The sequence below is a fragment of the Streptomyces sp. BHT-5-2 genome (assembly GCF_019774615.1).
Classification (GTDB): Bacteria; Actinomycetota; Actinomycetes; order Streptomycetales; family Streptomycetaceae; genus Streptomyces.
In genome coordinates this window covers 1,118,659-1,144,467 of record NZ_CP081496.1, presented here as the reverse complement: position 1 = coordinate 1,144,467, position 25,809 = coordinate 1,118,659, and the positions used below count along the sequence as shown (strand labels likewise).

The 25,809-nt window shown below is 70.9% G+C and carries 22 protein-coding genes; 18 read left to right on the top strand and 4 right to left on the bottom strand.

All coding sequences use genetic code 11. From position 1 onward, the window contains the following. The first annotated feature begins 230 nt into the window (after nt 1–230). Nucleotides 231–959 (top strand): demethylmenaquinone methyltransferase, encoded by a 729-nt coding sequence (locus K2224_RS04950; protein WP_221905425.1) that lies wholly within the window; start codon nt 231–233, stop codon nt 957–959. Nucleotides 960–1,480: 521 nt separating this feature from the next. Here the strand turns inward: K2224_RS04950 and K2224_RS04945 are convergent. Further along, the gene (locus K2224_RS04945) at nt 1,481–2,392 is read right to left on the bottom strand and encodes a D-alanyl-D-alanine carboxypeptidase family protein (protein ID WP_221905424.1); all 912 of its coding nucleotides are present in this window, start codon (nt 2,390–2,392) and stop codon (nt 1,481–1,483) included. A gap of 526 nt (nt 2,393–2,918) precedes the next feature. On the opposite strand from K2224_RS04945, the gene K2224_RS04940 reads away from it, so the two are divergent. The 3 genes from K2224_RS04940 (at nt 2,919) to K2224_RS04930 (ending at nt 5,898) form a co-directional block, all read left to right on the top strand. Next, complete coding sequence (locus K2224_RS04940; RefSeq protein WP_398202399.1) at nt 2,919–4,202, top strand: geranylgeranyl reductase family protein; 1,284 nt, start codon at nt 2,919–2,921, stop codon at nt 4,200–4,202. 217 nt (nt 4,203–4,419) lie between these two features. Further along, nucleotides 4,420–4,863 carry a carboxymuconolactone decarboxylase family protein gene (locus K2224_RS04935; RefSeq protein WP_221909436.1) on the top strand — a complete coding sequence of 148 codons (444 nt, stop codon included), beginning with the start codon at nt 4,420–4,422 and terminating at the stop codon, nt 4,861–4,863. 219 nt (nt 4,864–5,082) lie between these two features. Beyond that, nucleotides 5,083–5,898 carry an alpha/beta fold hydrolase gene (locus K2224_RS04930; RefSeq protein ID WP_221905422.1) on the top strand — a complete coding sequence of 272 codons (816 nt, stop codon included), beginning with the start codon at nt 5,083–5,085 and terminating at the stop codon, nt 5,896–5,898. 81 nt (nt 5,899–5,979) lie between these two features. Here K2224_RS04930 and K2224_RS04925 read toward each other — a convergent pair whose 3' ends face one another. Then, nucleotides 5,980–6,789, bottom strand: a complete 810-nt coding sequence (locus tag K2224_RS04925) for a C40 family peptidase (protein ID WP_221905421.1) — start codon at nt 6,787–6,789, stop codon at nt 5,980–5,982. A 765-nt stretch (nt 6,790–7,554) separates the two neighbouring features. Between K2224_RS04925 and K2224_RS04920 the strand changes: the two genes are divergently transcribed. From K2224_RS04920 to nuoN, 14 genes are read left to right on the top strand one after another with little or no spacing between them, the layout of a single operon-like run. Beyond that, a complete protein-coding gene (locus tag K2224_RS04920) occupies nt 7,555–7,914 on the top strand; it encodes an NADH-quinone oxidoreductase subunit A (protein WP_221905420.1) in 360 nt (119 codons plus the stop codon). 9 nt (nt 7,915–7,923) lie between these two features. Beyond that, entirely contained in the window at nt 7,924–8,514 is a 591-nt protein-coding gene (locus K2224_RS04915; protein ID WP_221905419.1) for an NADH-quinone oxidoreductase subunit B family protein, read from the top strand. Next, nucleotides 8,511–9,266, top strand: coding sequence for an NADH-quinone oxidoreductase subunit C (locus K2224_RS04910; RefSeq protein ID WP_221905418.1), 756 nt, complete (start codon nt 8,511–8,513; stop codon nt 9,264–9,266). The genes K2224_RS04915 and K2224_RS04910 overlap by 4 nt, the downstream gene beginning before the upstream one ends. Beyond that, entirely contained in the window at nt 9,266–10,600 is a 1,335-nt protein-coding gene (locus K2224_RS04905) for an NADH-quinone oxidoreductase subunit D (protein WP_221905417.1), read from the top strand. Before K2224_RS04910 ends, K2224_RS04905 begins: the two co-directional genes overlap by 1 nt. Nucleotides 10,601–10,635: 35 nt before the next feature. Next, nucleotides 10,636–11,478: an NADH-quinone oxidoreductase subunit NuoE gene (nuoE, locus tag K2224_RS04900; protein ID WP_221909435.1), complete on the top strand. Its 843-nt coding sequence runs from the start codon at nt 10,636–10,638 to the stop codon at nt 11,476–11,478. After that, on the top strand, nt 11,478–12,857 hold the full coding sequence (gene nuoF / locus K2224_RS04895; RefSeq protein ID WP_221905416.1) for an NADH-quinone oxidoreductase subunit NuoF: 1,380 nt from the start codon (nt 11,478–11,480) through the stop codon (nt 12,855–12,857). Before nuoE ends, nuoF begins: the two co-directional genes overlap by 1 nt. Then, nucleotides 12,854–15,397 carry an NADH-quinone oxidoreductase subunit G gene (locus tag K2224_RS04890; RefSeq protein WP_221905415.1) on the top strand — a complete coding sequence of 848 codons (2,544 nt, stop codon included), beginning with the start codon at nt 12,854–12,856 and terminating at the stop codon, nt 15,395–15,397. The genes nuoF and K2224_RS04890 overlap by 4 nt, the downstream gene beginning before the upstream one ends. Continuing rightward, nucleotides 15,394–16,776, top strand: coding sequence for an NADH-quinone oxidoreductase subunit NuoH (gene nuoH, locus K2224_RS04885; protein WP_221905414.1), 1,383 nt, complete (start codon nt 15,394–15,396; stop codon nt 16,774–16,776). The genes K2224_RS04890 and nuoH overlap by 4 nt, the downstream gene beginning before the upstream one ends. Next, nucleotides 16,769–17,386, top strand: a complete 618-nt coding sequence (gene nuoI / locus K2224_RS04880) for an NADH-quinone oxidoreductase subunit NuoI (protein WP_221905413.1) — start codon at nt 16,769–16,771, stop codon at nt 17,384–17,386. The genes nuoH and nuoI overlap by 8 nt, the downstream gene beginning before the upstream one ends. Beyond that, entirely contained in the window at nt 17,383–18,297 is a 915-nt protein-coding gene (locus K2224_RS04875) for an NADH-quinone oxidoreductase subunit J (protein ID WP_221905412.1), read from the top strand. Before nuoI ends, K2224_RS04875 begins: the two co-directional genes overlap by 4 nt. Further along, the gene (nuoK, locus tag K2224_RS04870; protein WP_016573026.1) at nt 18,294–18,593 is read left to right on the top strand and encodes an NADH-quinone oxidoreductase subunit NuoK; all 300 of its coding nucleotides are present in this window, start codon (nt 18,294–18,296) and stop codon (nt 18,591–18,593) included. The genes K2224_RS04875 and nuoK overlap by 4 nt, the downstream gene beginning before the upstream one ends. A 13-nt stretch (nt 18,594–18,606) precedes the next feature. Beyond that, a complete protein-coding gene (nuoL, locus tag K2224_RS04865) occupies nt 18,607–20,490 on the top strand; it encodes an NADH-quinone oxidoreductase subunit L (protein ID WP_221905411.1) in 1,884 nt (627 codons plus the stop codon). Nucleotides 20,491–20,493: 3 nt separating this feature from the next. After that, complete coding sequence (locus K2224_RS04860) at nt 20,494–22,152, top strand: NADH-quinone oxidoreductase subunit M (protein WP_221905410.1); 1,659 nt, start codon at nt 20,494–20,496, stop codon at nt 22,150–22,152. Beyond that, entirely contained in the window at nt 22,149–23,801 is a 1,653-nt protein-coding gene (gene nuoN / locus K2224_RS04855; RefSeq protein ID WP_221905409.1) for an NADH-quinone oxidoreductase subunit NuoN, read from the top strand. Before K2224_RS04860 ends, nuoN begins: the two co-directional genes overlap by 4 nt. Before the next feature lie 87 nt (nt 23,802–23,888). Here nuoN and K2224_RS04850 read toward each other — a convergent pair whose 3' ends face one another. Both K2224_RS04850 and fahA read right to left on the bottom strand, forming a co-directional pair. Beyond that, nucleotides 23,889–24,380: a hypothetical protein gene (locus K2224_RS04850; protein ID WP_221905408.1), complete on the bottom strand. Its 492-nt coding sequence runs from the start codon at nt 24,378–24,380 to the stop codon at nt 23,889–23,891. A gap of 98 nt (nt 24,381–24,478) precedes the next feature. Beyond that, entirely contained in the window at nt 24,479–25,708 is a 1,230-nt protein-coding gene (gene fahA, locus K2224_RS04845) for a fumarylacetoacetase (RefSeq protein ID WP_221905407.1), read from the bottom strand. Nucleotides 25,709–25,809 lie beyond the last annotated feature (101 nt).

Below are 25,809 nucleotides of genomic sequence, written 5' to 3'. Positions count from 1 at the left end.
ACGAGTCGCCGCGCGGCGCTTGAACGAGTCGCCCCCGGCGAACGCCTCACCCGGTCGCGTCCCGCCTTGCCGCAGCCCCCCCGCCTCGGCCCCCCTCCGACTCCCCGCCTCGCCCCCTCCGGCCCCCCGTCTCGCCGTAGCCTGCCCCCGCTTCGTCCGGCTGGGCTCGGGCCGCTCGGTGCTCGATGCCCGGTGCCCGGGTTCGGTGGGGCACGGTGGAGAATGGCCGGGTGACCCGAGCATCCCTGGACAAGCAGCCGAACGAAGTCGCCGCGATGTTCGACGACGTGGCGGCCCGGTACGACCTCACCAACGACGTGCTCTCCCTGGGCCAGGCGCGGCTCTGGCGCAAGGCGGTGGACCGAGCGGTGGCCGCGCGGCCCGCCGAGCGGGTGCTCGACCTCGCGGCCGGGACCGGCACGTCCTCGCTGCCGTTCGCGCGGACCGGGGCGTACGTGGTGCCGTGCGACTTCTCGGTCGGGATGCTGCGGGAGGGCAAGAAGCGGCACCCGTGGCTGCCGTTCGCGGCCGGGGACGGGATGCGGCTGCCGTTCGCGGACGGGGTGTTCGACGCCGTCACCATCTCCTTCGGGCTGCGGAACATCCAGGACACGGATGCCGCGCTCGCCGAGCTGTACCGGGTCACCAGGCCCGGTGGGCGGGTGGTGATCTGCGAGTTCAGCGAGCCGACCTGGGAGCCGTTCCGGACCGTCTACACCGAGTACCTGATGCGGGCGCTGCCGGCGGTCGCGCGCGTGGTCAGCAGCAACCCGGAGGCGTACGTCTACCTCGCGGAGTCCATCCGGACCTGGCCCAACCAGCCCGAGCTGGCCGCCCGGCTCCAGGGCGTGGGCTGGACCGAGGTCGCCTGGCGCAACCTGTCCGGTGGGGCCGTGGCGCTGCACCGGGGTACCAAGCCGGTTGAGGGCGTCGAGGGCGTGGAGGGCATCGAGGGCTGAGCCGGGGCCGGGAGGCGCCGCGCCGGCCGGCGTTCCCTGGGTCCGGGGGCCCGGGGGCTCGGGGGCTCGGGGGCCCGGGGCTCAGGGTTTCAGTGTTTGGGAGTTGCGGGCCGGCGCCCGCGGCCCGGTCCGGCCCCGGTAGTCCCGTAGGCCCCGGTAGTCCCGGTAGTACGTGAAGGAGTCCCGGTAGTACGTGAAGGGCCCGCTCCCGTCGGGTTGTTGCCGTCGGGGGCGGGCCCTTGTTTGTGCCGGGTGGTGTGGTGGGTCGGCGGTGGCTCAGCGGTGGCCCGGTGGCGGGGCCCGGGGCCTTTAGTGGCCCCGGGCCCGTTCACCGGGGTCCGACTCGCGGAGCCGTTGCCGAGCCTGTTCAGCGGGCCCGACTGCTGGACCTCTCACCAGGTCCCCTCACCGGGTCCGTCTGCCCAGGTCCCTTCACCAGGTCCACCAGGTCCGTCCACCCAGGCCGTCCAGCAGGTCCGTTCGCCGGGTGCTGGTCGTTGCCGTCGTGTCCGGTGGCCGGGTTACTTCTTGAAGGCGTAGTCCAGCAGCTTTTTGGCGTCCGCGGTCCGGTTGTTCAGGGACGAGGAGGCCAGGACCGTGCCGATGACGGTCTTGCCGCCGCGGGTGGCGGCGAAGACCAGGCAGTACTTGGCCTCCGGGCCCGAGCCGGTCTTCACGCCGATGGTGCCCTGGTAGCTGCCGAGCAGGTTGTTGGTGTTGGTCCACGACATGTAGCGGTAGCCGCCGTTCTGCGTGGTGACCTTCTGCTTGGTGGACTTCGTCCCCACGACCGTGCGGAAGGTGGAGAACTTCATCGCGTTGCTGGCGAGCTTGGTCAGGTCGCGCGGGGTCGAGTAGTTCGTACCACGCCCTATTCCGTCGAACGAGTCGAAGTGGGTGTTCTTCATGCCCAGGCTCTTGGCGGTGGCGTTCATCTGGCCGATGAACGACTTCACCCGGGCGTCCCGGGTCGAGCCGCTGCCGAACGTGTCGGCCAGCGCGTAGGCCGCGTCGCAGCCGGACGGGAGCATCAGCCCGTAGAGCAGCTGACGGACCGTCACCTTGTCGCCGACGATCAGGTGGGCCGACGAGGCCCAGTTGTTGTTGACGATGTAGTCGCTGTACGCCTTCTGGATCGTGACCTTGGAATCCAGGTTGAGGTTCTTCTGGGCCAGCACCACCCGGGCCGTCATGATCTTGGTGGTGGAGCCGGTGGACCGGCGGGTGTCCGCGGCCTTGCCGTAGAGCGTCGCCCCGCTGCCGTTGTTCATCACGAAGCCGCCGGCGGCGGTGATGCTGGGCGTCGGGAGGGCGGCGGCCTGCGCCTGGGAGCCGAACGCCCCGGCGGTCAGGACGGCTCCGGTGGTGAGGGCCACGGCCGATGCGCGCCGAATGCCCTTGATGCGCCTGATGCCTTTGATGCCAATGTTCAAGTGGATGCTCCAAATACCCCTGCAGTGCGGTCACATGCAGCTGCGGTCACCTGAGAGTGCCGCTGCCACTTGAGACATCCTGGGTACGGCAATGGATGCATGGGAGGCGCTCTTCTTTCGGTCAAATCCGGGGTCAGCCCCATCCCCCTCACGCCTCCTCGTGGGTACCCCTTGCCCCAGTAAGCCCGGCCGAGCCGCTCCCGAGTTCTCGGCTGCGCCTGAACAAGGGGACCCCCGTGGCCTGAACAGGGGGACCCCCGTGCCGAACGAAGTCGAGAGTCCGGGGAAGGCGAGTTCCCCGTAGACCGGGAGTTCGGCGGGGGGACCGAGGTTCGGTGGGCGCGCGGGCCGTGGTGCGGGTCCGGACGGCAGGGGACAACCCTTCAGTTTCCGATCATCACGGCCCCCATAGACTGCACTTGCCCAGTGCCGGTCGGCACCCAGATATCCACAGCGGATATCCCGATATCGACTTCCGGGAGACAATGCCGTGACCGAGTCCGCGTCCGCATCCGTGACCGAGCCCGTGAACGCGCCCCGATCGGAGCGCAGCGCGGATGTGATCGTCGTCGGTGCCGGGCCGGCCGGCGCGACCACCGCGTACCACCTCGCCAAGTCCGGTCTGGACGTGCTGCTCCTGGAGAAGACCGCGTTCCCGCGCGAGAAGGTCTGCGGCGACGGGCTCACCCCGCGGGCCGTCAAGCAGCTGGTGGCGATGGGCATCGACATCTCCGAGGAGGCCGGCTGGCTGCGCAACAAGGGCCTGCGCATCATCGGCGGCGGCTCCCGGCTCCAGCTGGACTGGCCGGATCTGGCCTCCTTCCCGGACTACGGGCTGGTCCGCAGGCGCGACGACTTCGACGAGCAGCTGGCCCGCCAGGCGCAGAAGGCCGGGGCCCGGCTCCACGAGCAGTGCAACGTGGGCGCCCCGATCGTGGACGAGCTGACCGGGCACATCACCGGCGTGCACGCCAGGCTCGGCGAAGAGAAGACGCCGGTGACCTTCCACGCCCCGGTCGTGGTGGCCGCCGACGGCAACTCCACCCGGCTGTCGCTGGCGATGGGGCTGCACCGGCGCGAGGACCGGCCGATGGGCGTCGCGGTGCGGACGTACTTCACCTCGCCGCGGCACGACGACGACTACCTGGAGTCCTGGCTGGAGCTGTGGGACCGCCGGGGGGCGCAGGACCGGTTGCTGCCGGGCTACGGCTGGATCTTCGGCATGGGCGACGGCACGAGCAACGTCGGCCTCGGGATCCTCAACTCCAGCTCCGCCTTCCGGGAGCTGGACTGGCGTGAGGTCCTCAAGGCGTGGTGCGCGTCCATGCCGGAGGACTGGGGCTACACCCCGGAGAACATGACCGGTCCGATCCGCGGCGCGGCCCTGCCGATGGCCTTCAACCGCCAGCCGCACTACACCAAGGGCCTCCTCCTGGTCGGTGACGCGGGCGGGCTGGTGAACCCGTTCAACGGCGAGGGCATCGCCTACGCGATGGAGTCCGGCGCGATCGCGGCCGAGGTGATCGTCCAGGCGCACGCGCGCGCCACGTACGCCCAGCGCGAGCTGGCGCTGCACCGCTACCCGAAGGTCCTCAAGGACACCTACGGCGGCTACTACTCCCTGGGCCGGGCGTTCGTGAAGCTCATCGGCAACCCCAAGGTGATGCGGATCGCCACCCAGCGCGGTCTGACCCACCCGCTGTTGATGCGCTTCACGCTCAAGATGCTCGCCAACCTCACCGATCCGACGGGCGGCGACGCCATGGACCGGATCATCAACGGTCTGAGCAAGGTCGCGCCGAAGGCGTGAGCCCCGCCGGGCAGCACTCCTCGAACCGTCGTCGAACGGCCGTCGAACCGCTGCCGACCAGGTGCGTTGCCGTCGCGGGCCGGCTCCGGAAAAAAAGGGGCCGGCCCGCTGTCACGTTCTCCGCGCGGGATCCGTCGATGCGGTGAGGGCGCCTGGCCGAGGCGCCGGACGAGATGCGAGGAGAGCAGTGATGGACGCACGAGTGCCGGAAGCGCGTATGCAGAACCCCGCGGTGGTCCTCCCGGAGGCCATGCAGCCGCTGCTGGCCGTGGCCAAGGCGACCCGCACGGGCGGGGTGTCGGAGGAGACGCTGGAGCTGGTGCACCTGCGGGCCAGCCAGATCAACGGGTGCAGCTTCTGTGTGGACGGCGGGGTCAAGAACGCCCGCAGGGCGGGGGTCGGCGACGACAAGCTGTTCGCGGTGGCCGCCTGGCGGGAGGCGCCGTACTTCAGTGACGAGGAGCGGGCCGCGCTGGCCCTCACCGAGGCCGCGACCCGGCTCGCGGACAGTTCCGACCCGGTGCCGGACGCGGTCTGGGATGCCGCCGCCGACCACTTCGACGAGAAGCAGCTGGCGGCGATCGTCCTGACGATCGGGCTGACCAACCTCTTCAACCGGCTCAACGCCACCACCCGGCAGCCGGCGGGCGCGGGCTGGTGAGCCACGGGCCGCGGCCGGCGCCGGCCCGCCCGCGCCGGCCGGCCCGGCCCGTCCAACTCCCATGACCACCGAGGTAATTGAGCCACTCCTCCGGCCCGGGCATCGTGGTGCCCGTCGCAAGGAAACGCAGCGGGACGCAATGCAACGCAGCTAAACGCGGCGAAATACGGCGAAACGCAGTGCGGTGCGGCGGACAGCGCCACAACGGGAGGAGACGCCATGTTCTTCGAGGGCCACGACGGGACCCGCCTCTGGTACGAGGAGTACGGCCGGGGCGAGCCGCTGGTGTTCGTGTCGAGCGCGATGCTGCCCACCGACATGTGGGAGTACCAGATCCCCTACTTCGTGGAGCGGGGCCACCGCTGCATCACGTTCGACCGGCGCGGGCACGGCCGCTCGGACCGGCCGGCCGGCGGCTACGACACCGACTCGACCTCGGACGACCTGGCCGCCCTGCTGGACCGTCTCGACCTGACCGGGGTGACCCTGATCGGGCACTCGCTGGGCGGTGCGGAGGTCGCCCGTTATCTGGCCCGGCACGGTTCCGGGCGGGTCCGCCGGGCCGCGTTCGTCGCGGCGACCCTGCCGTTCATGAAGCGGACGGAGGACAATCCCGAGGGGCTGCCGGAGGCCGCCTTCGAGAAGTCGATGGCGCTGCTGCGGAGCGACCGGCCGCGGTGGCTGGCCCAGCAGGCGCAGGTCTTCTTCGCCACCCACCTGGGCACCGACATCCACCCCCTCATGATCGACCTCACCCTCCGGCAGGCGCTGTCGTGCGCGCCGTACGCGACGCTGCGGGTGCAGCACGCGGTCTTCCACACCGACCACCGGGCGGGGCTGCGCGAGATCGACGTCCCGACGCTGGTGGTGCACGGCACAGCCGACTGCTCGGCGCCGATCGACGTCACCGGCCGGCGGACCGCCGAGCTGATCCCGGGGGCCGTCTACAAGGAGTACCCGGACGCCGGCCACGGCCTCTACGCCAGCCACCATGCACGGCTCAACGAGGACCTGCTGGAGTTCCTCAAGAGCTGACGGGGGCCCGGGAAATGCGGAACCGCCCCTTCCGAGCGGGGAAGGGGCGGTTCCGTCGAACGGGCCGGGGTGCGCCGGTCGTCAGAGGACGCGCACCGCGCCGGTGGGCATGTCGTAGCTGAGGGGGCGCTCGACGATGCCGGTGCTCGGGTTCTGGGCGCCGATGAAGTTGCCGTTCCCGACGTAGACGGCGACGTGGTAGGCGCTGCCCGCGCTGCCCCAGTAGAGGATGTCGCCGACCTGGAGGTTGCCGAGGCCGACCTGGGAGCCGGTGGTCGACTGGCTCTGCGAGACGCGCGGCAGGTCGATGCCGATCTGCGCGAACGCGGCCTGGGTCAGGCCGGAGCAGTCGTAGGAGGACGGGCCGCTGGAGCCGAGCACGTACGCCTTGCCGAGCTGCGCCTTCAGGAAGGAGACGAGGGTGGCGACGCTGCCGCTGCCGGTGGAGGGGGCGTCGGAGACGGCGGAGAGGGTGCTGCGCGCGTCGGAGCGGGAGGCGCGGGTCTGCGCGGCCTCCTTGGCCTTGGCGGCCTCTTCGGCGGCCTTCTTCGCCTCGGCCTCGGCCTTGGCCTTCTTCTCGGCGGCTTCCTTGGCCTTGTTCGCGGCCTTGTCGGCCTTGGCGGCCGCCGCGTCCTGGAGCGCCTGCCGCTCGTAGTTGAACGCGGCCTGCTGGGCGGCGTCGGCGCTCTTGGCGGCGCTGGTGGCCAGCGCCGTGGTGATGGTGGGCATCTCCTGGGTTTCGGAGACGGGCTTCTCGACGGCGTTCGCCGGCACGGTCGCGCCGGTCACCGCGAGGGTGAGGAAGCCACCGGTCACGCCCGCACGCAGGGCCCGCGAGGACGCGGAGCGGCGGGGCTTCCGGTGGCTGGGTATGAGTGCGTTCGGGGACATGGCACCACGGCTATCAGGAGCCGCAGGTTGCTGCCAACAAAGGTGGGGTGCGCCACACTTGACGTGTACGCGACGAATAAAACGGACTTTTCGTCAGGCGGCGGCGCCCTGACGCGATGTCCGAATTTCGCGATCATGTTCCTACGCACGGCATTTGATGGCCGGCGCGGCCTCCGGGCGCGCTTATCACTTACTGATCCGCCACGCCAAGGCTTCCCGGGCGTCAAGGTCTCATGACTCCAAATCGCGTGGGATAGGTCACTCGTGAGTGTCCGTTATGTTCCCGTGACCGATGGTCGGCCGTCGGTCGGCCGTGCGCCGCCCCCGAGTTCCGCGAATCCGCCCCCCGCTCGTGAACGGGAGCACGCGCCGACGATCACGGCGGGGTCACGAGCGCATCACGTCTACGGCCGTCGCGCATATAGCAGTTGGCCGGTATCCAGCGCCAATTTGCTTGCAGTGGCTGCCTCTTGATAATGAAACAACCTCGCTGACCAGCGGTAACCCCGACGAATATCACCTCTCGTGATCACTCGCCTGCTTCGTGTGCAGAGATCACCGGTCATCCGGCTTCATGATCCTTCGTCAGGTGGTGAAGATCACAAAGCCGTTGTCCGGACCCGTGTCGCAGATCACAGACCGACGGGCATAAGATGCGGGCATCGGGCTTGTGAACTGCCTCACATATGCACGATCACCGTGGGGCGGCCGATGGGCCCGAGCGGACCGCCATCCAGTCATCGTCGACTGAAGGGAGCGAGGACGGTGAACGCCTATGCGCCCATCCTCGTACTGGGAGCCCTCGGGGCAGGCTTTGCGATCTTCTCCGTGGTCATGGCCACGCTCATCGGCCCCAGGCGCTACAACCGGGCCAAGCTCGAAGCGTACGAATGCGGAATCGAGCCGACGCCACATCCGTCCGGTGGCGGTCGCTTCCCGATCAAGTACTACCTGACGGCGATGCTCTTCATCGTCTTCGACATCGAGATCGTCTTCCTCTATCCCTGGGCGGTCAGCTTCGACGCCCTGGGGATGTTCGGGCTCGTCGAGATGCTCCTCTTCGCGCTCACCGTCTTCGTCGCCTACGCCTACGTCTGGCGTCGCGGCGGCCTGGAATGGGACTAGGGGTCACCCATGGGACTGGAAGAGAAGCTGCCCAGCGGCTTTCTGCTGACCACTGTCGAGCAGGCCGCGGGCTGGGTGCGCAAGTCGTCGGTCTTCCCCGCGACCTTCGGGCTGGCCTGCTGCGCCATCGAGATGATGACCACCGGCGCCGGGCGCTACGACCTGGCCCGCTTCGGCATGGAGGTCTTCCGCGGCTCCCCGCGGCAGGCCGACCTGATGATCGTGGCCGGCCGGGTCAGCCAGAAGATGGCGCCGGTGCTGCGGCAGGTCTACGACCAGATGCCGAACCCGAAGTGGGTGATCTCCATGGGGGTTTGCGCCTCCTCGGGCGGCATGTTCAACAACTACGCGATCGTGCAGGGCGTCGACCACATCGTCCCCGTCGACATCTATCTGCCGGGCTGCCCGCCCCGCCCCGAGATGCTCATGGACGCCATCCTCAAGCTCCACCAGAAGATCCAGAGCAGCCGGCTCGGGGTCAACGCGGTACGGGCGGCACACGAGGAGGAGGCCGCGGCGCTCCGGGCACTCCCGCTGATCGAGATGGACCGCTCCACCGAGAAACCCTGTCTGTCGGAGAAGGAAGGGCTGCCGCGGTGAGCGAGCCGACCAACCCCAACGGCCCGGACGCCCCACAGGAGGCGGTCCCGGCGCAGCGCGCGGACACCGGCGAGGTGATCGGCACCCGCCGCGGGATGTTCGGCGCCAACAACGGCGGCGACACCTCCGGTTACGGCGGCCTGGTCCGCACCGTCCGGCTGCCGGGCGCCAGCACCCGGCCCTATGGCGGGCCCGCCGGCACCGAGGGCGCCGGCGTCTTCGACGAGATCGCCGACGAGCTGGAGGGCGCCCTCGAAGAACAGGGTCTGGTGCCGGAGAACGTCATCGAGAAGACCGTCGTGGACCGCGGCGAACTCACCTTCCACGTCGAGCGCGAGTACCTGCCGGTGGTCGCCCGGACGCTGCGCGACGACCCCGCGCTCCGCTTCGAGCTGTGCACCGGCGTCAGCGGTGTGCACTACCCCGGCGAGACCGGCCGCGAGCTGCACGCCGTCTACCACCTGCGGTCGATCACCCACAACCGGCTGATCCGGCTGGAGGTCGCCGTCCCCGACGCCGACCCGCACCTGCCGTCGATCGTGGGTGTCTACCCGACCAACGACTGGCACGAGCGCGAGACCTACGACTTCTTCGGCCTGATCTTCGACGGGCACCCGGCGCTCACGCGGATCATGATGCCGGACGACTGGCAGGGCTACCCGCAGCGCAAGGACTACCCCCTCGGCGGCATTCCCGTCGAGTACAAGGGCGCGCAGATCCCGGCTCCCGACCAGCGGAGGTCGTACACCTGATGAGCACTCCCAGCGAGGCGTCCCGCGCAACTCCCCGCGAGACCACCGAGGGCCCCGTCTACACCGTCACCGGTGGCGACTGGGACGAGATCGCCGCGGCCGCCGCCAAGTCCGACGACGAGCGGATCATCGTCAACATGGGGCCGCAGCACCCCTCCACGCACGGCGTGCTGCGGCTGATCCTGGAGATCGACGGCGAGACCGTCACCGAGGCCCGCTGCGGCATCGGCTACCTCCACACCGGCATCGAGAAGAACCTCGAATTCCGGACGTGGACCCAGGGCACCACCTTCGTGACGCGGATGGACTACCTCACGCCGTTCTTCAACGAGACGGCGTACTGCCTGGCCGTGGAGAAGCTGCTCGGCATCACCGACGACGTCCCGGACCGCGCCACCGTCATCCGGGTGCTGCTGATGGAGCTCAACCGGCTCTCCTCCCACCTGGTGTGCATCGCCACCGGCGGCATGGAGCTGGGCGCCACCACGATCATGATCTACGGCTTCCGCGACCGCGAACTGATCCTGGACATCTACGAGCTGATCACCGGCCTGCGGATGAACCACGCCTACGTCCGCCCCGGCGGCCTGGCCCAGGACCTGCCGCCCGGCGCCGTCGACCAGATCCGCGCCTTCGTCAAGAAGATGCAGAAGAACATGGTCGAGTACGACAAGCTCGCCACCGGCAACCCGGTCTTCAAGGCGCGCATGGAGGGCATCGGCTACCTCGACCTGGCCGGCTGCATGGCCACCGGTGCCACCGGGCCGCTCGTCCGCTCCGCCGGACTGCCCCATGACCTGCGCAAGGCGCAGCCGTACTGCGGGTACGAGACCTACGACTTCGAGGTGCCGACGGCCGACACCTGCGACGCCTACGGCCGGTTCCTGATCCGGCTGGAGGAGATGCGCCAGTCGCTGCGGATCGTCGAGCAGTGCCTGGACCGGCTGGAGCCGGGGCCGGTGATGGTCGCCGACAAGAAGATCGCCTGGCCCGCCCAACTCGCCCTCGGCCCCGACGGCCTCGGCAACTCCCTGGACCACATCAAGAAGATCATGGGTACCTCGATGGAGGCCCTGATCCACCACTTCAAGCTGGTGACGGAGGGCTTCCGGGTCCCGCCGGGACAGGCGTACGCCGCCGTCGAGTCGCCCAAGGGCGAGCTGGGCGTGCACGTGGTCAGCGACGGCGGCACCCGGCCCTACCGGGTGCACTTCCGCGACCCGTCCTTCACCAACCTGCAGGCCATGGCAGCGATGTGTGAAGGCGGCCAGGTCGCCGACGTCATCGTCGCCGTCGCGTCCATCGACCCCGTGATGGGAGGCGTCGACCGGTGAACGCCACTCCGGCACCCAAGGACGTCCAGCTGGGGATGCCCCGGCTTCCGGCCCCCGACTACCCGGCCGACGTCAAGGCCCGGCTCGCCGCGGACGCCGAGGAGGTGATCGCCCGCTACCCCGACTCCCGTTCGGCGCTGCTGCCGCTGCTGCACCTCGTCCAGGCCGAGGAGGGCCACGTCAGCCGCACCGGCATCCGCTTCTGCGCCGAGCAGCTCGGACTTACCACCGCGGAGGTCACCGCCGTCTCGACCTTCTACTCCATGTACCGCCGCCGGGCCGGCGGCGACTACCAGGTCGGGGTCTGCACCAACACCCTGTGCGCGGTGATGGGCGGTGACGCGATCTTCGAGGACCTCAAGGAGCACCTCGGCGTCGGCAACGGCGAGACCACCGAGGACGGCGCGATCACCCTCGAACACATCGAGTGCAACGCCGCCTGCGACTTCGCCCCCGTGGTGATGGTCAACTGGGAGTTCTTCGACAACCAGACGCCGCGCTCGGCCCGGCAGCTCGTCGACGACCTGCGGGCCGGCCGGACCGTCGAACCCACCCGCGGCGCCCCGCTCTGCTCGTTCAAGGAGACCGCGCGGATCCTCGCCGGCTTCCCCGACGGCCGGCCCGGTGCCGTCGCGGCGACCGGCGGCGCCGGCCCCGCCTCCCTGGCCGGGCTGCGGCTGGCCCGCGGCGAGGCGCCCGGGGGCACCACGGACCACGTGATCGCCCCGCGGACCGCCGCCCCCGCCGAGGAACCGCCCGGCGGCCGGCCCGGCGAGCAGCCGCCGCCGGGACACCCCAGTTCGCACGACGCCCCGCACGAGACCTCGGCCTCCGACGAAGCCTTCCCGGCCGGGCCCGCCGCAGAGGAGGGGGAGTGATGACCGTGGCAGCCGAATTCGGCGGCGCCTCCCGGCCGCACACCGGAGGGACCAGCCCGGAGAAGGTCCTCGCCCCCGTGCTCTCCGCCTTCTGGGACGCCCCCGAGTCCTGGACGCTGGAGACCTATCTGCGCCACGACGGCTACGAAGGGGCCCGCAGAGCCCTCGCCATGGACCCGGACGACGTCATCGCCTACGTCAAGGACTCCGGGCTCCGCGGCCGTGGCGGCGCCGGCTTCCCGACGGGGATGAAGTGGCAGTTCATCCCGCAGGGCGACGGCAAACCGCACTACCTCGTCGTCAACGCCGACGAGTCCGAGCCCGGGACCTGCAAGGACATCCCGCTGCTCTTCGCCAATCCGCACGCCCTCATCGAGGGGATCGTGATCGCCGCTCACGCGATCCGTTCGAACCATGCCTTCATCTATCTGCGCGGCGAGGTCGTGCCCGTCCTGCGCCGGCTGCACGAGGCCGTGCGGGAGGCGTACGCGGCGGGCCACCTCGGCAAGGGCGTCCTCGGCTCGGGCCGCGACCTGGACGTCACGGTGCACGCCGGCGCCGGCGCGTACATCTGCGGAGAGGAGACCGCGCTGCTGGACTCCCTGGAGGGCCGTCGCGGACAGCCCCGTCTGCGTCCCCCCTTCCCGGCCGTGGCCGGCCTCTACGCCTGTCCCACTGTGGTGAACAACGTCGAATCCATCGCCTCGGTTCCCGCGATCCTGAACAAGGGCAAGGAGTGGTTCAGGTCGATGGGCAGCGAGAAGTCCCCGGGCTTCACGCTCTACTCGCTCAGCGGCCACGTCGCCAACCCCGGCCAGTACGAGGGCCCGATGGGCATCACACTGCGCCAACTCCTCGACGTCAGCGGGGGGATGCGCCCCGGCCACCGGCTGAAGTTCTGGACGCCGGGCGGCTCCTCGACGCCGCTGCTCACCGAGGAGCACCTCGACGTGCCGCTCGACTACGAGAACGTCGGCGCGGCCGGCTCGATGCTCGGTACCAAGGCGTTGCAGTGCTTCGACGAGACCACCTGCGTCGTGCGGGCGGTGACCCGCTGGACGGAGTTCTACGCCCACGAGTCCTGCGGCAAGTGCACACCGTGCCGTGAAGGGACCTACTGGCTGGTGCAGTTGCTGCGCGACATCGAGGCGGGCAAGGGCCGGCCCGAGGACCTCGACAAGCTCGCCGACATCGCCGACAACATCAACGGCAAGTCCTTCTGCGCCCTCGGCGACGGCGCCGCCTCGCCGATCTTCTCCTCGCTCCAGTACTTCCGCGCGGAGTACGAGGAGCACATCACCGGCCGGGGCTGCCCGTTCGACCCCGCCAAGTCGACCCTCTGGGCCGACCGCGACGCTCACCTGGGGGTGAACGCATGACCGTCACCACAGCGGGGTCGAGCAGTGGCTCCGCGGCCGTGCCACCGGAGGACCTCGTCACCCTGACGATCGACGGCACCGAGATCTCCGTCCCCAAGGGGACGCTGGTCATCCGGGCCGCCGAACTCCTCGGCATCGAGATCCCGCGCTTCTGCGACCATCCGCTGCTGGACCCGGCGGGGGCCTGCCGGCAGTGCATCGTCGAGGTCGAGGGCCAGCGCAAGCCGATGGCCTCGTGCACCATCACCTGCACCGACGGGATGGTCGTCCGCACCCAACTGACCTCCCCGGTGGCGGAGAAGGCGCAGCGCGGCGTGATGGAGCTGCTGCTGATCAACCACCCGCTCGACTGCCCGGTGTGCGACAAGGGCGGCGAGTGTCCGCTACAGAACCAGGCGATGCAGGTCGGCGACCCCGACAGCCGCTTCGAGGGGAAGAAGCGCACCTACGAGAAGCCGGTGCCGATCTCCACGCAGGTGCTGCTGGACCGCGAACGGTGCGTGCTGTGCGCACGGTGCACCCGCTTCAGCAATCAGATCGCCGGCGACCCGATGATCGAGCTGGTCGAGCGGGGCGCCCTCCAACAGGTCGGCACCGGCGAGGGCGACCCCTTCGAGTCGTACTTCTCCGGGAACACCATCCAGATCTGCCCGGTGGGCGCGCTCACCTCCGCCGCGTACCGCTTCCGTTCCCGCCCCTTCGACCTGGTCTCCTCGCCGTCGGTGTGCGAGCACTGCGCGGGCGGCTGCGCGACCCGGACCGACCACCGCCGGGGCAAGGTCCTGCGGCGGCTGGCGGCGGACGACCCCGAGGTCAACGAGGAGTGGATCTGCGACAAGGGGCGGTTCGCCTTCCGGTACGCGCAGGCCCGGGACCGGCTGGAGCACCCTCTGGTGCGCAACGCCGAGTCCGGTGAGCTGGAGCCGGCGAGCTGGCCGGCCGCGCTGGACGCCGCGGCCCGCGGTCTGGTCGCCGCCCGGGGCCGGGCCGGGGTGCTGACCGGCGGCCGGCTGACCGTCGAGGACGCCTACGCCTACGCCAAGTTCGCGCGGGTCGCGCTGCACACCAACGACATCGACTTCCGGGCCCGGCCGCACAGCGCCGAGGAGGCCGACTTCCTGGCCGCCCAGGTCGCCGGCCGCGGCCGCGACCTGGCGGGGGAAGGCGTCACGTACACCTCGCTGGAGCAGGCGCCGGCGGTCCTGCTGGCCGGGATCGAGGCGGAGGAGGAGGCGCCCGGCGTCTTCCTGCGGCTGCGCAAGGCGCACCGCAAGCGGGGCCAGCGCACCTGGGGCCTGGCAAGTCACGCCACCCGTGGGCTGATCAAGGCCGGCGGGCGGCTGCTGCCGGCGGCGCCCGGCACCGAGACCGAGTGGCTGACAGCTCTCTCTCAGGAGGGGCTGGCGGGCGGGGCCGGGCTGGACGGTGAGGGGCGGTCCGCCGCGGAGGCGCTGCGCGCGGCGGGTGCGGTGATCGTCGTCGGCGAGCGGCTGGCGACGGTCCCCGGGGCGCTGACCGCGGCGCTCCGCACGGCCGCCGCCACCGGCGCCCGTCTGGTGTGGATGCCGCGCCGGGCGGGCGAGCGGGGCGCGGTGGAGGCCGGGGCGCTGCCCGGGCTGCTGCCCGGAGGCCGGCCGGCCACCGACCCGGTGGCCCGGGACGAGGTCGCCGCCGCCTGGGGCGTGGCCGCGCTGCCGCACCGGCACGGCCGGGACACCGGCCAGATGATCGAGGCCGCGGCCACCGGTGAGCTGGCCGCCCTGCTGGTGGCGGGCGTGGAGGTGGCCGATCTGCCGGATCCGGCGCGGGCGTTGACCGCTCTGGACGAGGTCGGTTTCCTGGTCAGCCTGGAGCTGCGGCCGTCCGCGGTCACCGAGCGGGCGGACGTGGTCCTTCCGGTGGCGGCGGTGGTCGAGAAGGCCGGGACGTTCCTCAACTGGGAGGGCCGGGCCCGGTCGTTCGAGGCCGCGCTCAAGCCGGACCAGATGACCCGGCGGCAGCTCCTGCCGGACGCGCGGGTCCTGCAGATGCTCGCCGACGCCATGACGGGGACCGACGGCGGTTCCGCCGTGGGAGCCCTGGACCTGCCGGACGTCCGCGCGGTGCGCCGGGAGCTGGACCGGCTCGGCGGCTGGCGCGGCCCGTACGCCGGGGAGCCGCGGGAGACGGGGCGGTCGCTGCCCCGTCCGGGCGCCGGCGAGGCGGTGCTGGCCGGGCACCGGCTGCTGCTGGACCAGGGGTTGTTGCAGGAGGGCGACGAGGCGCTGGCCGGCACCCGGCACGCCGCGGTGGCCCGGCTGTCGGCGACCACCGCCCGGGAGGCGGGGGCCGAGGACGGCGGGCTGCTGGAGGTCACCGGGCCGGCCGGTTCGGTGCGGCTGCCGCTGCGGGTCACGCCGATGCCCGACCGGGTGGTGTGGCTGCCGTTGAACTCCGTGGGCGGTGGCGTCGCCGCCGACGCCGGGGCGCACCCCGGTGAGCTGGTGAAGGTCAGTGCGGTCCCGGGTACGCCGGCGCCGGCCAAGGAGGTGGACGCATGATGCACCGTCCCGGTTTTCCGCTGGCCGCGCTGGCCGCCCAGGAGGACCTGTCGATGTTCGGGCGGGACCCGTGGTGGCTGGTCGTCATCAAGGCGGTGTTCTGCTTCGCGTTCCTGATGCTGACGGTGCTGTTCTCCATCGTCTGGGAGCGCAAGGTCGTCGCCTGGATGCAGCTGCGGATCGGGCCCAACCGGCACGGGCCGTGGGGAATGCTCCAGTCCCTGGCCGACGGCATCAAGCTGATGCTGAAGGAGGACCTGGTCGTCCGGGGCGCCGACAAGGCGGTGTACGTTCTCGCGCCCGTGGTGGCGGCGATCCCGGCCTTCATGGCGATCGCGGTGATCCCCTTCGGCCCGGCGGGCAACGAGATCTCGATCTTCGGGCACCGCACCCCGATGCAGCTCACCGACCTCCCGATCGGCGTCCTCTACATCCTCGCCACGGCCTCGGTGGGCATCTACGGCATCGTGCTGGCGGGCTGGTCGTCCGGTTCGACGTATCCGCTGCTGGGCGGTCTGCGGTCGTGCGCGCAGATGATCTCGTACGAGATCGCGATGGGGGCGGCGTTCGCGTCGGTCTTCCTCTACTCCGGGTCGATGTCGACGTCGACCATCGTGGAGTCGCAAACGAACAAGTGGTACGTGCTGCTGCTGCCGGTGTCGTTCCTCCTCTACATCGTGACGATGGTGGGGGAGACCAACCGCGCGCCGTTCGACATGCCGGAGTCCGAGGGCGATCTGGTCGGCGGCTTCAACACCGAGTACTCGTCGATCAAGTTCGCGATGTTCATGCTCGCCGAGTACGTCAACATGGTCACCGTCTCGTCGGTCGCGGTCACCCTCTTCCTGGGCGGCTGGCGGGCGCCCTGGCCGATCTCGACGTTCTGGGAGGGCGCGAACCACGGCTGGTGGCCGATGCTCTGGTTCACCGTCAAGGTGCAGCTGCTGCTGTTCTTCTTCATCTGGCTGCGCGGCACCCTCCCCCGGGTCCGCTACGACCAGCTGATGCGGCTGGGCTGGAAGGTCCTCATCCCGGTGTCGATGGTGTGGCTGCTGCTCGTCGCCACCGTCCGGGCGCTGAAGAACGAGGGCTACGACTTCTCGCAGATCGTGCTGTACGTGGGCGGCGGTGCGGTGGCACTGCTGCTGATCTCGCTGGTCGTGGACTTCTTCCGGCGGGTGGAGCCGGAGGACGGCGACGGCGCGGCCGCGTTCGATCCGATGGCCGGCGGGTTCCCCGTCCCGCCGCTGCCCGGGCAGACCCTGCCGCCGGTGCCGCGCCGACGCCCCCGCCGTGACGGGGAGTTGATTGTCAGTGGTCGGGTGGACACTGTGAGTGAGGGAAATGAGAGCGACGGAAAGGGGGGCGACGGTGCCTGAGTTCCAGAACCCGGTGGCCGGCTTCGGCGTGACCTTCAAGGCCATGTTCAAGAAGCGGCTGACCGAGCAGTATCCCGAGGAGAAGAAGCCGACGGCGCCGCGTTTCCACGGCCGGCACCAGCTCAACCGCCATCCGGACGGGCTGGAGAAATGCATCGGCTGCGAGCTGTGCGCGTGGGCCTGCCCGGCGGACGCGATCTATGTCGAGGGCGCCGACAACACCGACGAGGAGCGCTACTCCCCGGGCGAGCGGTACGGCGCCGTCTACCAGATCAACTACCTCCGCTGCATCCTGTGCGGCCTGTGCGTGGAGGCGTGCCCGACCCGCGCGCTCACCATGACCAACGAGTACGAACTCGCCGACCGCTCCCGCGCCTCGCTCATCTACACCAAGGAAGAGCTGCTGGTGGGCCTGTCGGAGGGGATGGTCGACTCCCCGCACGCGATCCACCCGGGGATGACCGAACGGGACTACTACAACGGGCTGGTGACGGAGGCCGCGCCGGGCACGGTCCGGCAGGTCGCGGTCTCCAAGGGCGAGCGGCCGGGGGACGCCGCGGGCGCGCCGGCCGCGCAGCAGGACGCCCCGGGCGAGGAGGCGCACGCATGACGGATCTCGCCGCCGCGGCCTCCTCGGGGGAGGCCGTGCAGTTCTGGCTCCTGGGCATCGTCGCCGTCGCCGGCGCACTGTGCACGATCCTGATGAAGCGGGCCGTGCACAGCGCCCTCTCGCTCGCCGGGACCATGATCGTCCTGGCGGTCTTCTATCTGGCCAACGGTGCGTACTTCCTCGGCATCGTGCAGATCGTGGTCTACACCGGCGCGATCATGATGCTGTTCCTCTTCGTCGTGATGCTGGTCGGCGTCACCGCGGCGGACTCCCTCAAGGAAACCCTCAAGGGGCAGCGCTGGCTCGCCGCCGGGCTGGGCCTCGGCTTCGGCATCCTGCTGATCGCCGGCATCGGCAACGCCTCGCTCAAGGAGTTCAACGGCCTGGGCGACGCCAACTCCGGCGGCAACGTCCAGGGCCTGGCCGCGCTCATCTTCACCAAGTACGTCTTCGCCTTCGAGCTCACCGGCGCGCTGCTGATCACCGCGGTGGTCGGCGCGATGGTGCTCACCCACCGGGAGCGCACCGAGCGCGCCCGGACCCAGCGGGAGCGCTCCGAGGCCCGGATCCGCGAGGGCAAGCAGGCCCGCCCGTCGCCCGACCACCGCCCCTCGACGTCAGGCTCCGCCTGGCCCCTTCCGACCCCGGCGCCCGCACCGGGTGTCTACGCCCGGCACAACGCAGTCGACATCCCCGGTCTGCTCCCGGACGGCACCGCCTCCGAGCTGACGGTCAGTCCGACGCTGCGCGAGCGCGGCCAGGTGCGGGACGTCTCGGGCCAGTCGCTGGCCGAACTCAAGGCGCTGGAGCAGCGGTCCGAGGAGTGGCTGGGGCGGGCGCCCGACCGGTCCGGGAAGGACGGGAAGCGGCGTTCCGGCCCCGCGGAGCCGAAGGAGGGCGCCCAGAAATGAATCCGGTCTACTACCTCTACCTCGCCGCCCTGTTGTTCACCATCGGCGCGGCAGGCGTGCTGATCAGGCGGAACGCCATCGTGGTGTTCATGTGCATCGAACTGATGCTGAACGCCTGCAACCTCGCCTTCGTCACCTTCTCGCGGATGCACGGGAATCTCGACGGCCAGATCATCGCCTTCTTCACGATGGTCGTCGCCGCGGCGGAGGTCGTGGTCGGCCTGGCCATCATCGTGTCGATCTTCCGTACCCGTCATTCGGCCTCGGTCGACGACGCCAGCCTGATGAAGCTGTAAGGGGTCGCCCAAAGTGGAGAACTTGATCGCGCTGCTCGTCGCGGCACCGCTGGTCGGTGCGGCCCTGCTGCTGTGCGGCGGCAAACGCCTGGACCGCGCCGGCCACTGGATCGGCTCGCTGCTGGCGGTGGCCTCGTTCGCCGTCGGGGTGGTGCTCTTCGTCGACATGCTCGGCCGCAGCCCCGAGCACCGGGCGCTGCACCAGCACCTCTTCAGCTGGATCCCGGTCGGCGGCTTCCGGGCCGATGTCGCCTTCCAGCTGGACCAGTTGTCGATGACCTTCGTCCTGCTGATCACCGGGGTCGGCTCGCTGATCCACATCTACTCGATCGGCTACATGGAGCACGACGAGCGGCGCCGCCGCTTCTTCGGCTACCTCAACCTCTTCCTGGCGGCGATGCTGCTGCTGGTCCTCGCGGACAACTACCTCCTGCTGTACGTCGGTTGGGAGGGCGTGGGCCTGGCGTCGTACCTGCTCATCGGGTTCTGGCAGCACAAGCCCAGTGCGGCCACCGCCGCGAAGAAGGCGTTCCTGGTCAACCGCGTCGGCGACATGGGCCTGTCCATCGCGATCATGCTGATGTTCACGACGTTCGGTACGTTCGCCTTCGGGCCGGTGCTCGCCGCGACCGGCGGCGCTTCCGAGGGGAAGCTGACCGCCATCGGCCTGTTGCTGCTGCTGGCCGCCTGCGGCAAGTCGGCGCAGGTGCCGCTCCAGTCCTGGTTGGGCGACGCCATGGAGGGCCCGACCCCGGTCTCGGCCCTGATCCACGCCGCCACCATGGTCACCGCCGGGGTGTATCTGATCACCCGCTCCGGCGCGATCTTCAACGCCGCACCGGACGCCCAGACCGCCGTGGTCGCGGTCGGCGCGGTCACCCTGCTGTTCGGTGCGATCGTCGGTTGCGCCAAGGACGACATCAAGAAGGCGCTGGCCGGTTCGACGATGTCGCAGATCGGCTACATGGTCCTGGCCGCCGGCCTGGGCCCGATCGGCTACGCCTTCGCGATCATGCACCTGGTCACCCACGGCTTCTTCAAGGCGGGCCTCTTCCTCGGCGCCGGTTCCGTGATGCACGCGATGAACGACGAGGTGGACATGCGCCGTTACGGCGGTCTGCGCACGTACATGCCGGTCACCTTCGTCACCTTCGGGCTCGGCTATCTGGCCATCATCGGCTTCCCCGGGCTGTCCGGCTTCTTCTCCAAGGACAAGATCATCGAGGCGGCGTTCGCCCGCGGCGGCACCGAGGGCTGGATCCTCGGCGGCGCGGCCCTGCTGGGCGCCGCGATCACCGCGTTCTACATGACGCGGGTGATGCTGATGACGTTCTTCGGCGAGAAGCGGTGGGACCCCTCGGAGTTCCGTCCGCACGAGTCGCCGAAGGTGATGACGATCCCGATGATCCTGCTGGCCGTCGGCTCGGTCTTCGCGGGCGGGCTGTTCAGTGTGGGGGACGCCTTCGTCGGCTGGCTGGAGCCCGTCACCTCCTTCGCGCACGGCCACTCCCCGGTGAGCGCCGGTGTGGTCACCGCCGCCACGATGGTGGTGCTGGTCGTCGGCGTCGGCATCGCCTGGCTGAGGTACGGCCGCCGGGAGGTCCCGGCCACCGCCCCGCGCGGTTCGCTGCTGACCCGGGCCGCCCGCCGGGATCTGCTCCAGGACGACTTCAACCACGTCGTCCTGGTGCGCGGCGGCGAGCACCTGACCCGCACGCTGGTCTATCTCGACCACTCCCTGGTGGACGGCGCGGTCAACGGCACGGCGGCCCTGATGGGCGGACTCTCCCGCCGGCTGCGCCAGTTGCAGACCGGCTTCGTCCGCTCGTACGCGGTCCAGATGCTGGGCGGGGCCGCCGTTCTCGTCGCCGCGACCCTGCTGATGAGGGGTGTCTGAGCCATGTCGTTTCCCCTGTTGACGGCCACCGCCGCGGTGCCGGCGATCGGTGCGGTCGCCACCGCCGCGGTGCCCGCCGCCAGGCGCGCCGCCGCCAAGTGGCTGGCGCTGCTGTTCTCGCTGGCCACCCTGGCGCTGGCGGTGCTGGTCGCGGTGCGCTTCGACCCGGGTGCCCGGGGGCCGTTCCAGCTCACCGAATCCCACGCCTGGATCCGGGACTTCGGCGTCCGGTACGACCTCGGTGTGGACGGCATCGCGGTCGCGCTGATCGCCCTGACCGCGCTGCTGATCCCGTTCGTCATCCTGGCGGGCTGGCACGACGCCGACCCCCTGGAAGGGGCCGAGCCGAACCGACGCTGGCGCCCCACCCAGGGCTTCTTCGCGCTGATCCTGGCCGTCGAGGCGATGGTGGTGCTCTCCTTCGAGGCCACCGACGTCTTCCTCTTCTACCTCTTCTTCGAAGCCATGCTGATCCCGATGTACTTCCTCATCGGCGGCTTCGGGGACCGCGCCGGCGGCCGCGGCGAGCAGCACGCCGCCGCCCAGCGGTCGTACGCTGCGGTGAAGTTCCTGCTCTACAACCTCGTCGGCGGCCTGATCATGCTGGCCGCGGTGATCGGGCTGTACGCCGCCACCGCGCACCATCTGGGCACCGGCACCTTCTCGCTGACGCAGATCGTCGACGCCCGGGCATCCGGCGCGCTGCGCCTGGACACCGGCACCGAGCGGCTGCTCTTCCTCGGCTTCTTCTTCGCCTTCGCGGTGAAGGCGCCGCTGTGGCCGCTGCACACCTGGCTGCCCAACGCCATGGGCGAGGCGACCTCCCCGGTCGCGGTGCTGATCACCGCGGTCGTCGACAAGGTCGGCACCTTCGCGATGCTGCGCTTCTGCCTCCAGCTCTTCCCGGAGGCCAGCAGCTGGGCCACCCCGGTCATCCTGGTGCTGGCGCTGATCAGCATCGTCTACGGCGCGCTGCTCGCGGTCGGCCAGCGGGACATCAAGCGGCTGATCGCCTACGCCTCGATCTCCCACTTCGGCTTCATCATCCTGGGCATCTTCGCGATGACGACCCAGGGCCAGGGCGGCGCGACGCTCTACATGGTCAACCACGGCATCTCCACCGCCGCGCTGATGCTGGTCGCCGGCTTCCTGATCAGCCGCCGCGGCTCGCGCCTGATCGCGGACTTCGGCGGGGTGCAGAAGGTCGCCCCGGTGCTCGCCGGCACCTTCCTCGTCGGCGGTCTGGCCACCCTGTCGCTGCCCGGCCTGGCCCCCTTCGTCAGTGAATTCCTGGTCCTGGTCGGCACGTTCAGCCGCTATCCGGTGATCGGGATCATCGGCACCGTCGGCATCGTGCTGGCCGCGCTCTACGTCCTCGTCCTCTACCAGCGGACGATGACCGGCCCGGTCAGGGCGGAGGTCACCGGGATGCCCGACCTCAGGGTGCGGGAGCTGGTGGTGGTCGCCCCGCTGATCGCGCTGCTGATCTTCCTCGGGGTGTATCCCAAGCCGCTCACCGACATCGTCAACCCTGCGGTCCGGCACACCATGTCCGTCGTGGACAAGCAGGATCCCAAGCCCACCGTGCGGGTGGACGCCGTGCCCGGCGGAGGCCGGCACGGCCGGACCGCGCAGACCCAAGACGGGGAGGCCGCGAAGTGAGTTCCGTGGCAAGTGTCCACAGCCTGTGGACGGCGGCGGCCGGGGCGCCGGGCAGGATCCCGGCCCCGAAGATCGAATACGTCCAGCTGTCGCCGACGCTCATCGTCCTCGGTGCCGCGGTCGTCGGCATCGTGATCGAGGCGTTCCTGCCGCGCCGCGGCCGCTACTACGCCCAGCTGCTGCTGACGGTGGTGGCGCTGGCCGCCGCGTTCGCCGCGGTGATCGGCCTGGCGGCGGGCGGCTTCGGCTCGGCCAAGGCGCATGTGGCCGCGATGGGCGCGATCGCGGTGGACGGTCCGGCGCTGTTCCTCCAGGGCACGATCCTGCTGGTGTCGCTGATCGCGGTCTTCACCTTCGCCGAGCGCCGGCTGGACCCGGCGGCCCACGGGAAGCCCGTGGACTCCTTCGCCGCGCAGCCCGCGGCCGTCCCCGGCGGCGAGGCCGAACGGGCCGCGGTCAAGGCCGGGTTCACCACCACCGAGGTCTTCCCGGTGCTGCTCTTCGCGGTCGGCGGCATGCTGGTCTTCCCCGCCGCCAACGACCTGCTGACGCTCTTCATCGCGCTGGAGGTCTTCTCCCTCCCGCTGTACCTCCTGTGTGCGCTGGCCCGCCGCCAGCGGCTGCTCTCCCAGGAGGCCGCGGTGAAGTACTTCCTCCTCGGCGCCTTCTCCTCGGCCTTCCTGCTGTTCGGCGTGGCCCTGCTCTACGGCTACGCCGGCACCGTGGGCTACGCCGGGATCGCCGAGGTCGTCTCGGACGGCGCCCGGCAGATCGACCCGGCGCTGGCCGGCACGATGGGCAACGACGCGCTGCTGCTGATCGGCGGGGCGCTGGTGCTGATGGGCCTGCTGTTCAAGGTCGGCGCGGTGCCCTTCCACATGTGGACGCCGGACGTCTACCAAGGCGCCCCGACGCCGGTGACGGGCTTCATGGCGGCCGCCACCAAGGTCGCCGCGTTCGGCGCGCTGCTGCGCCTGCTGTACGTCGTCCTGCCGGGGATGCGCTGGGACTGGCGGCCGGTGATGTGGGGCGTGGCGATCGTGACGATGCTGGGTGGCGCGGTGCTGGCCATCACCCAGACCGACATCAAGCGGCTGCTGGCGTACTCCTCGATCGCGCACGCCGGCTTCATCCTCGCCGGTGTCATCGCCACCAGCGAGGACGGCATCTCCTCGGTGCTCTTCTATCTGGCGGCGTACTCCTTCGTCACGCTCGGCGCGTTCGCCGTGGTGACGCTGGTCCGGGACGCCGGCGGCGAGGCCACCCACCTGTCCAAGTGGGCCGGGCTCGGGCGGCGTTCGCCCCTGGTGGCCGCGGTCTTCGCGGTGTTCCTGCTGGCCTTCGCGGGCATTCCGCTGACGTCCGGGTTCGCCGGGAAGTTCGCGGTGTTCAAGGCGGCGGCGGAGAGCGGCGCGGGCTGGCTGGTGGTGATCGGTGTGATCTCCTCGGCGATCGCGGCGTTCTTCTACATCCGGGTGATCGTGCTGATGTTCTTCAGCGAGCCGAAGGCGGACGGCCCGACGGTCGCGGTGCCCAGCGTCCTGACGTCCACCGCCATCGCGGTCGGCGTCGCGGCCACGCTGGTGCTGGGCGTGGCACCGCAGTACTTCCTCGATCTGGCCGGGCACGCGGGGGTCTTCATCCGCTGACCGGCCGACCCGGCCGCGACGCACGGCCGCCGCCCGGTGCCCCCGAGGGGGAGCCGGGCGGCGGCCGTCGTGCGTTCCGCGGCGCGGTCAGCTCTTGGGCAGGTCCGGCAGCTTGGGCAGGTCCGGGATCTTGATGCTGCCGTCGTCGGTCCGGGTGTACTTCTCGGTCGGGCCGTTCTTCCAGTCGACGGTCAGCGTCCTGCCGTCCGCGCCGGGCTTGAGGGTGCCCATGGTGCGGGTGGTGTCGCCGTCGGTGCACTTGAGGACGGCCATGGTCATGCCGGCCATCTTCTCGGCCTTGCCCATGCAGGCGGACCGGTGGCCGTTGCTGAACGCGACGGTGCCCTTGGCGACCACCAGGACCAGCGGCGCGGCCGTCGTGCCGCCCTTCCAGGCGCCCTCCACGGCGGTGGGGTCCGCGGCCTTGCCGTCGCCGCCGCCCGCGGTCGACGGGGCGGCCTCCGGCGTCCTGCCGGGGGTGCTCGCGTCCTTGCCGCCGCTGCCGCCGCTGCTTCCGCAGCCGCTGAGCAGCAGCGCGGCGACGGCGGCCGCCCCGGCGAACTGCGCTGCCTTGCGCACGTGCGTCTCCTCCGTTGTGGGACAGGTGACGCGAGGCTAGCAGCGGGCCGCGGCGGACGGGGGCGGGCGGCGGGGCCCGCTGCCCGCCGCGGACCGGGTCATGCCGGGGCGCCGTCGGCCGGTGCCGCGGCGGGCAGCACCCGGCCGGCGACCTCGCCGAGGCCGATCCGGGCGCCGTCCGGGCCGGGCGCCCAGGCGGTGAGGGTGACCTCGTCGCCGTCCTGGAGGTAGGGGCCCTTGCCCTGGGTGAGCTCCAGCAGGCAGCCGAGCTGGTCGGGTTCGGGGCCCGAGACGGTGCCGGAGGCGTAGAGGTCGCCGGTGCGCAGCGAGGCGCCGTTGACGGTCATGTGGGCCAGCTGCTGGGCGGCCGTCCAGTACATCGCGGCGAACGGCGGGCGGGAGATCACCTCGCCGTTGAGCCGCACCTCGATCCGCAGGTCGAGGCCGCCCGGTTCGGCGGCGCTGTCGTCGAGGTACGGCAGCGGCGGCACGTCCCGGGCGGGCGGCGCCGTCCGGGAGGCGTCGAAGGCGTCCAGCGGGGTGACCCAGGCGGAGACGGAGGTCGCGAAGGACTTGCCGAGGAACGGGCCGAGCGGGAGGTACTCCCACGCCTGGATGTCGCGCGCCGACCAGTCGTTGACCAGGCAGACGCCGAAGACGTGCTCCCGGAACGCGGACAGGCCGACCGGTGTGTGCAGCGTGGAGGGGGTGCCGACGACGAAGCCGACCTCCGCCTCGATGTCCAGGCGGGTGGACGGGCCGAAGACCGGCGCCGGATCGGCCGGGGACTTGCGCTGGCCGTGCGGCCGCACCACGGGGGTGCCGGAGACGACGACGGTGCCGGCCCGGCCGTGGTAACCGATCGGCAGGTGCTTCCAGTTGGGCGGCAGGGCGGCGCCGTCGGGACGGAAGATCCGGCCGACGTTGGTGGCATGGTGCTCGCTGGAGTAGAAGTCGACGTAGTCGGCGACCTCGAAGGGCAGATGCAGGGTGACGTCGTCCAGCGGGCGCAGCAGCGGGGCCACCGCGGTGCGGTGCGCGGGGTCGGTCAGCGCGCTGCGGACGGCCGCGCGGACCTGCTGCCACACGGGGCGGCCGGCGGCCAGCAGGGGGTTGAGGGTGGCGGCGGTGAGCAGTGCGGCGTGTGGCGCGGCGGCGCTGCCGGGCAGGGCGTCCGGCAGGGCGGCCAGGTCGAGGACATGACGGCCGTAGCGGACGCCGAGCCGGCGCAGGCCGGGCGCCTCGGCGGTGCTGAAGACGCCGTAGGGGAGGGTGTGCGGGCCGAAGGGGTCGCCTTCTGCCAGGTCGAACGGGCTGTGCTCGGGCATGGACACTGCTCCTCGCGTTCGTCGTCGCCGGTGGGCGGCCGGCCACGGGGAGCGCCCCTGCTCGGACCGGGTGGAGAGCGGGGGCCGTGGGCCGGCGGGTC

Coding starts and splice junctions, on each gene's coding strand:
- K2224_RS04935 (WP_221909436.1), top strand. CDS start 4,420: ATGCAGAACCCCGCGGTGGTCCTCCCGGAGGCCATGCAGCCGCTGCTG.
- K2224_RS04930 (WP_221905422.1), top strand. CDS start 5,083: ATGTTCTTCGAGGGCCACGACGGGACCCGCCTCTGGTACGAGGAGTAC.
- K2224_RS04925 (WP_221905421.1), bottom strand. CDS start 6,789: ATGTCCCCGAACGCACTCATACCCAGCCACCGGAAGCCCCGCCGCTCC.
- K2224_RS04915 (WP_221905419.1), top strand. CDS start 7,924: ATGGGACTGGAAGAGAAGCTGCCCAGCGGCTTTCTGCTGACCACTGTC.
- K2224_RS04905 (WP_221905417.1), top strand. CDS start 9,266: ATGAGCACTCCCAGCGAGGCGTCCCGCGCAACTCCCCGCGAGACCACC.
- nuoE (WP_221909435.1), top strand. CDS start 10,636: ATGCCCCGGCTTCCGGCCCCCGACTACCCGGCCGACGTCAAGGCCCGG.
- nuoF (WP_221905416.1), top strand. CDS start 11,478: ATGACCGTGGCAGCCGAATTCGGCGGCGCCTCCCGGCCGCACACCGGA.
- K2224_RS04890 (WP_221905415.1), top strand. CDS start 12,854: ATGACCGTCACCACAGCGGGGTCGAGCAGTGGCTCCGCGGCCGTGCCA.
- nuoH (WP_221905414.1), top strand. CDS start 15,394: ATGATGCACCGTCCCGGTTTTCCGCTGGCCGCGCTGGCCGCCCAGGAG.
- K2224_RS04875 (WP_221905412.1), top strand. CDS start 17,383: ATGACGGATCTCGCCGCCGCGGCCTCCTCGGGGGAGGCCGTGCAGTTC.
- nuoK (WP_016573026.1), top strand. CDS start 18,294: ATGAATCCGGTCTACTACCTCTACCTCGCCGCCCTGTTGTTCACCATC.
- K2224_RS04860 (WP_221905410.1), top strand. CDS start 20,494: ATGTCGTTTCCCCTGTTGACGGCCACCGCCGCGGTGCCGGCGATCGGT.
- fahA (WP_221905407.1), bottom strand. CDS start 25,708: ATGCCCGAGCACAGCCCGTTCGACCTGGCAGAAGGCGACCCCTTCGGC.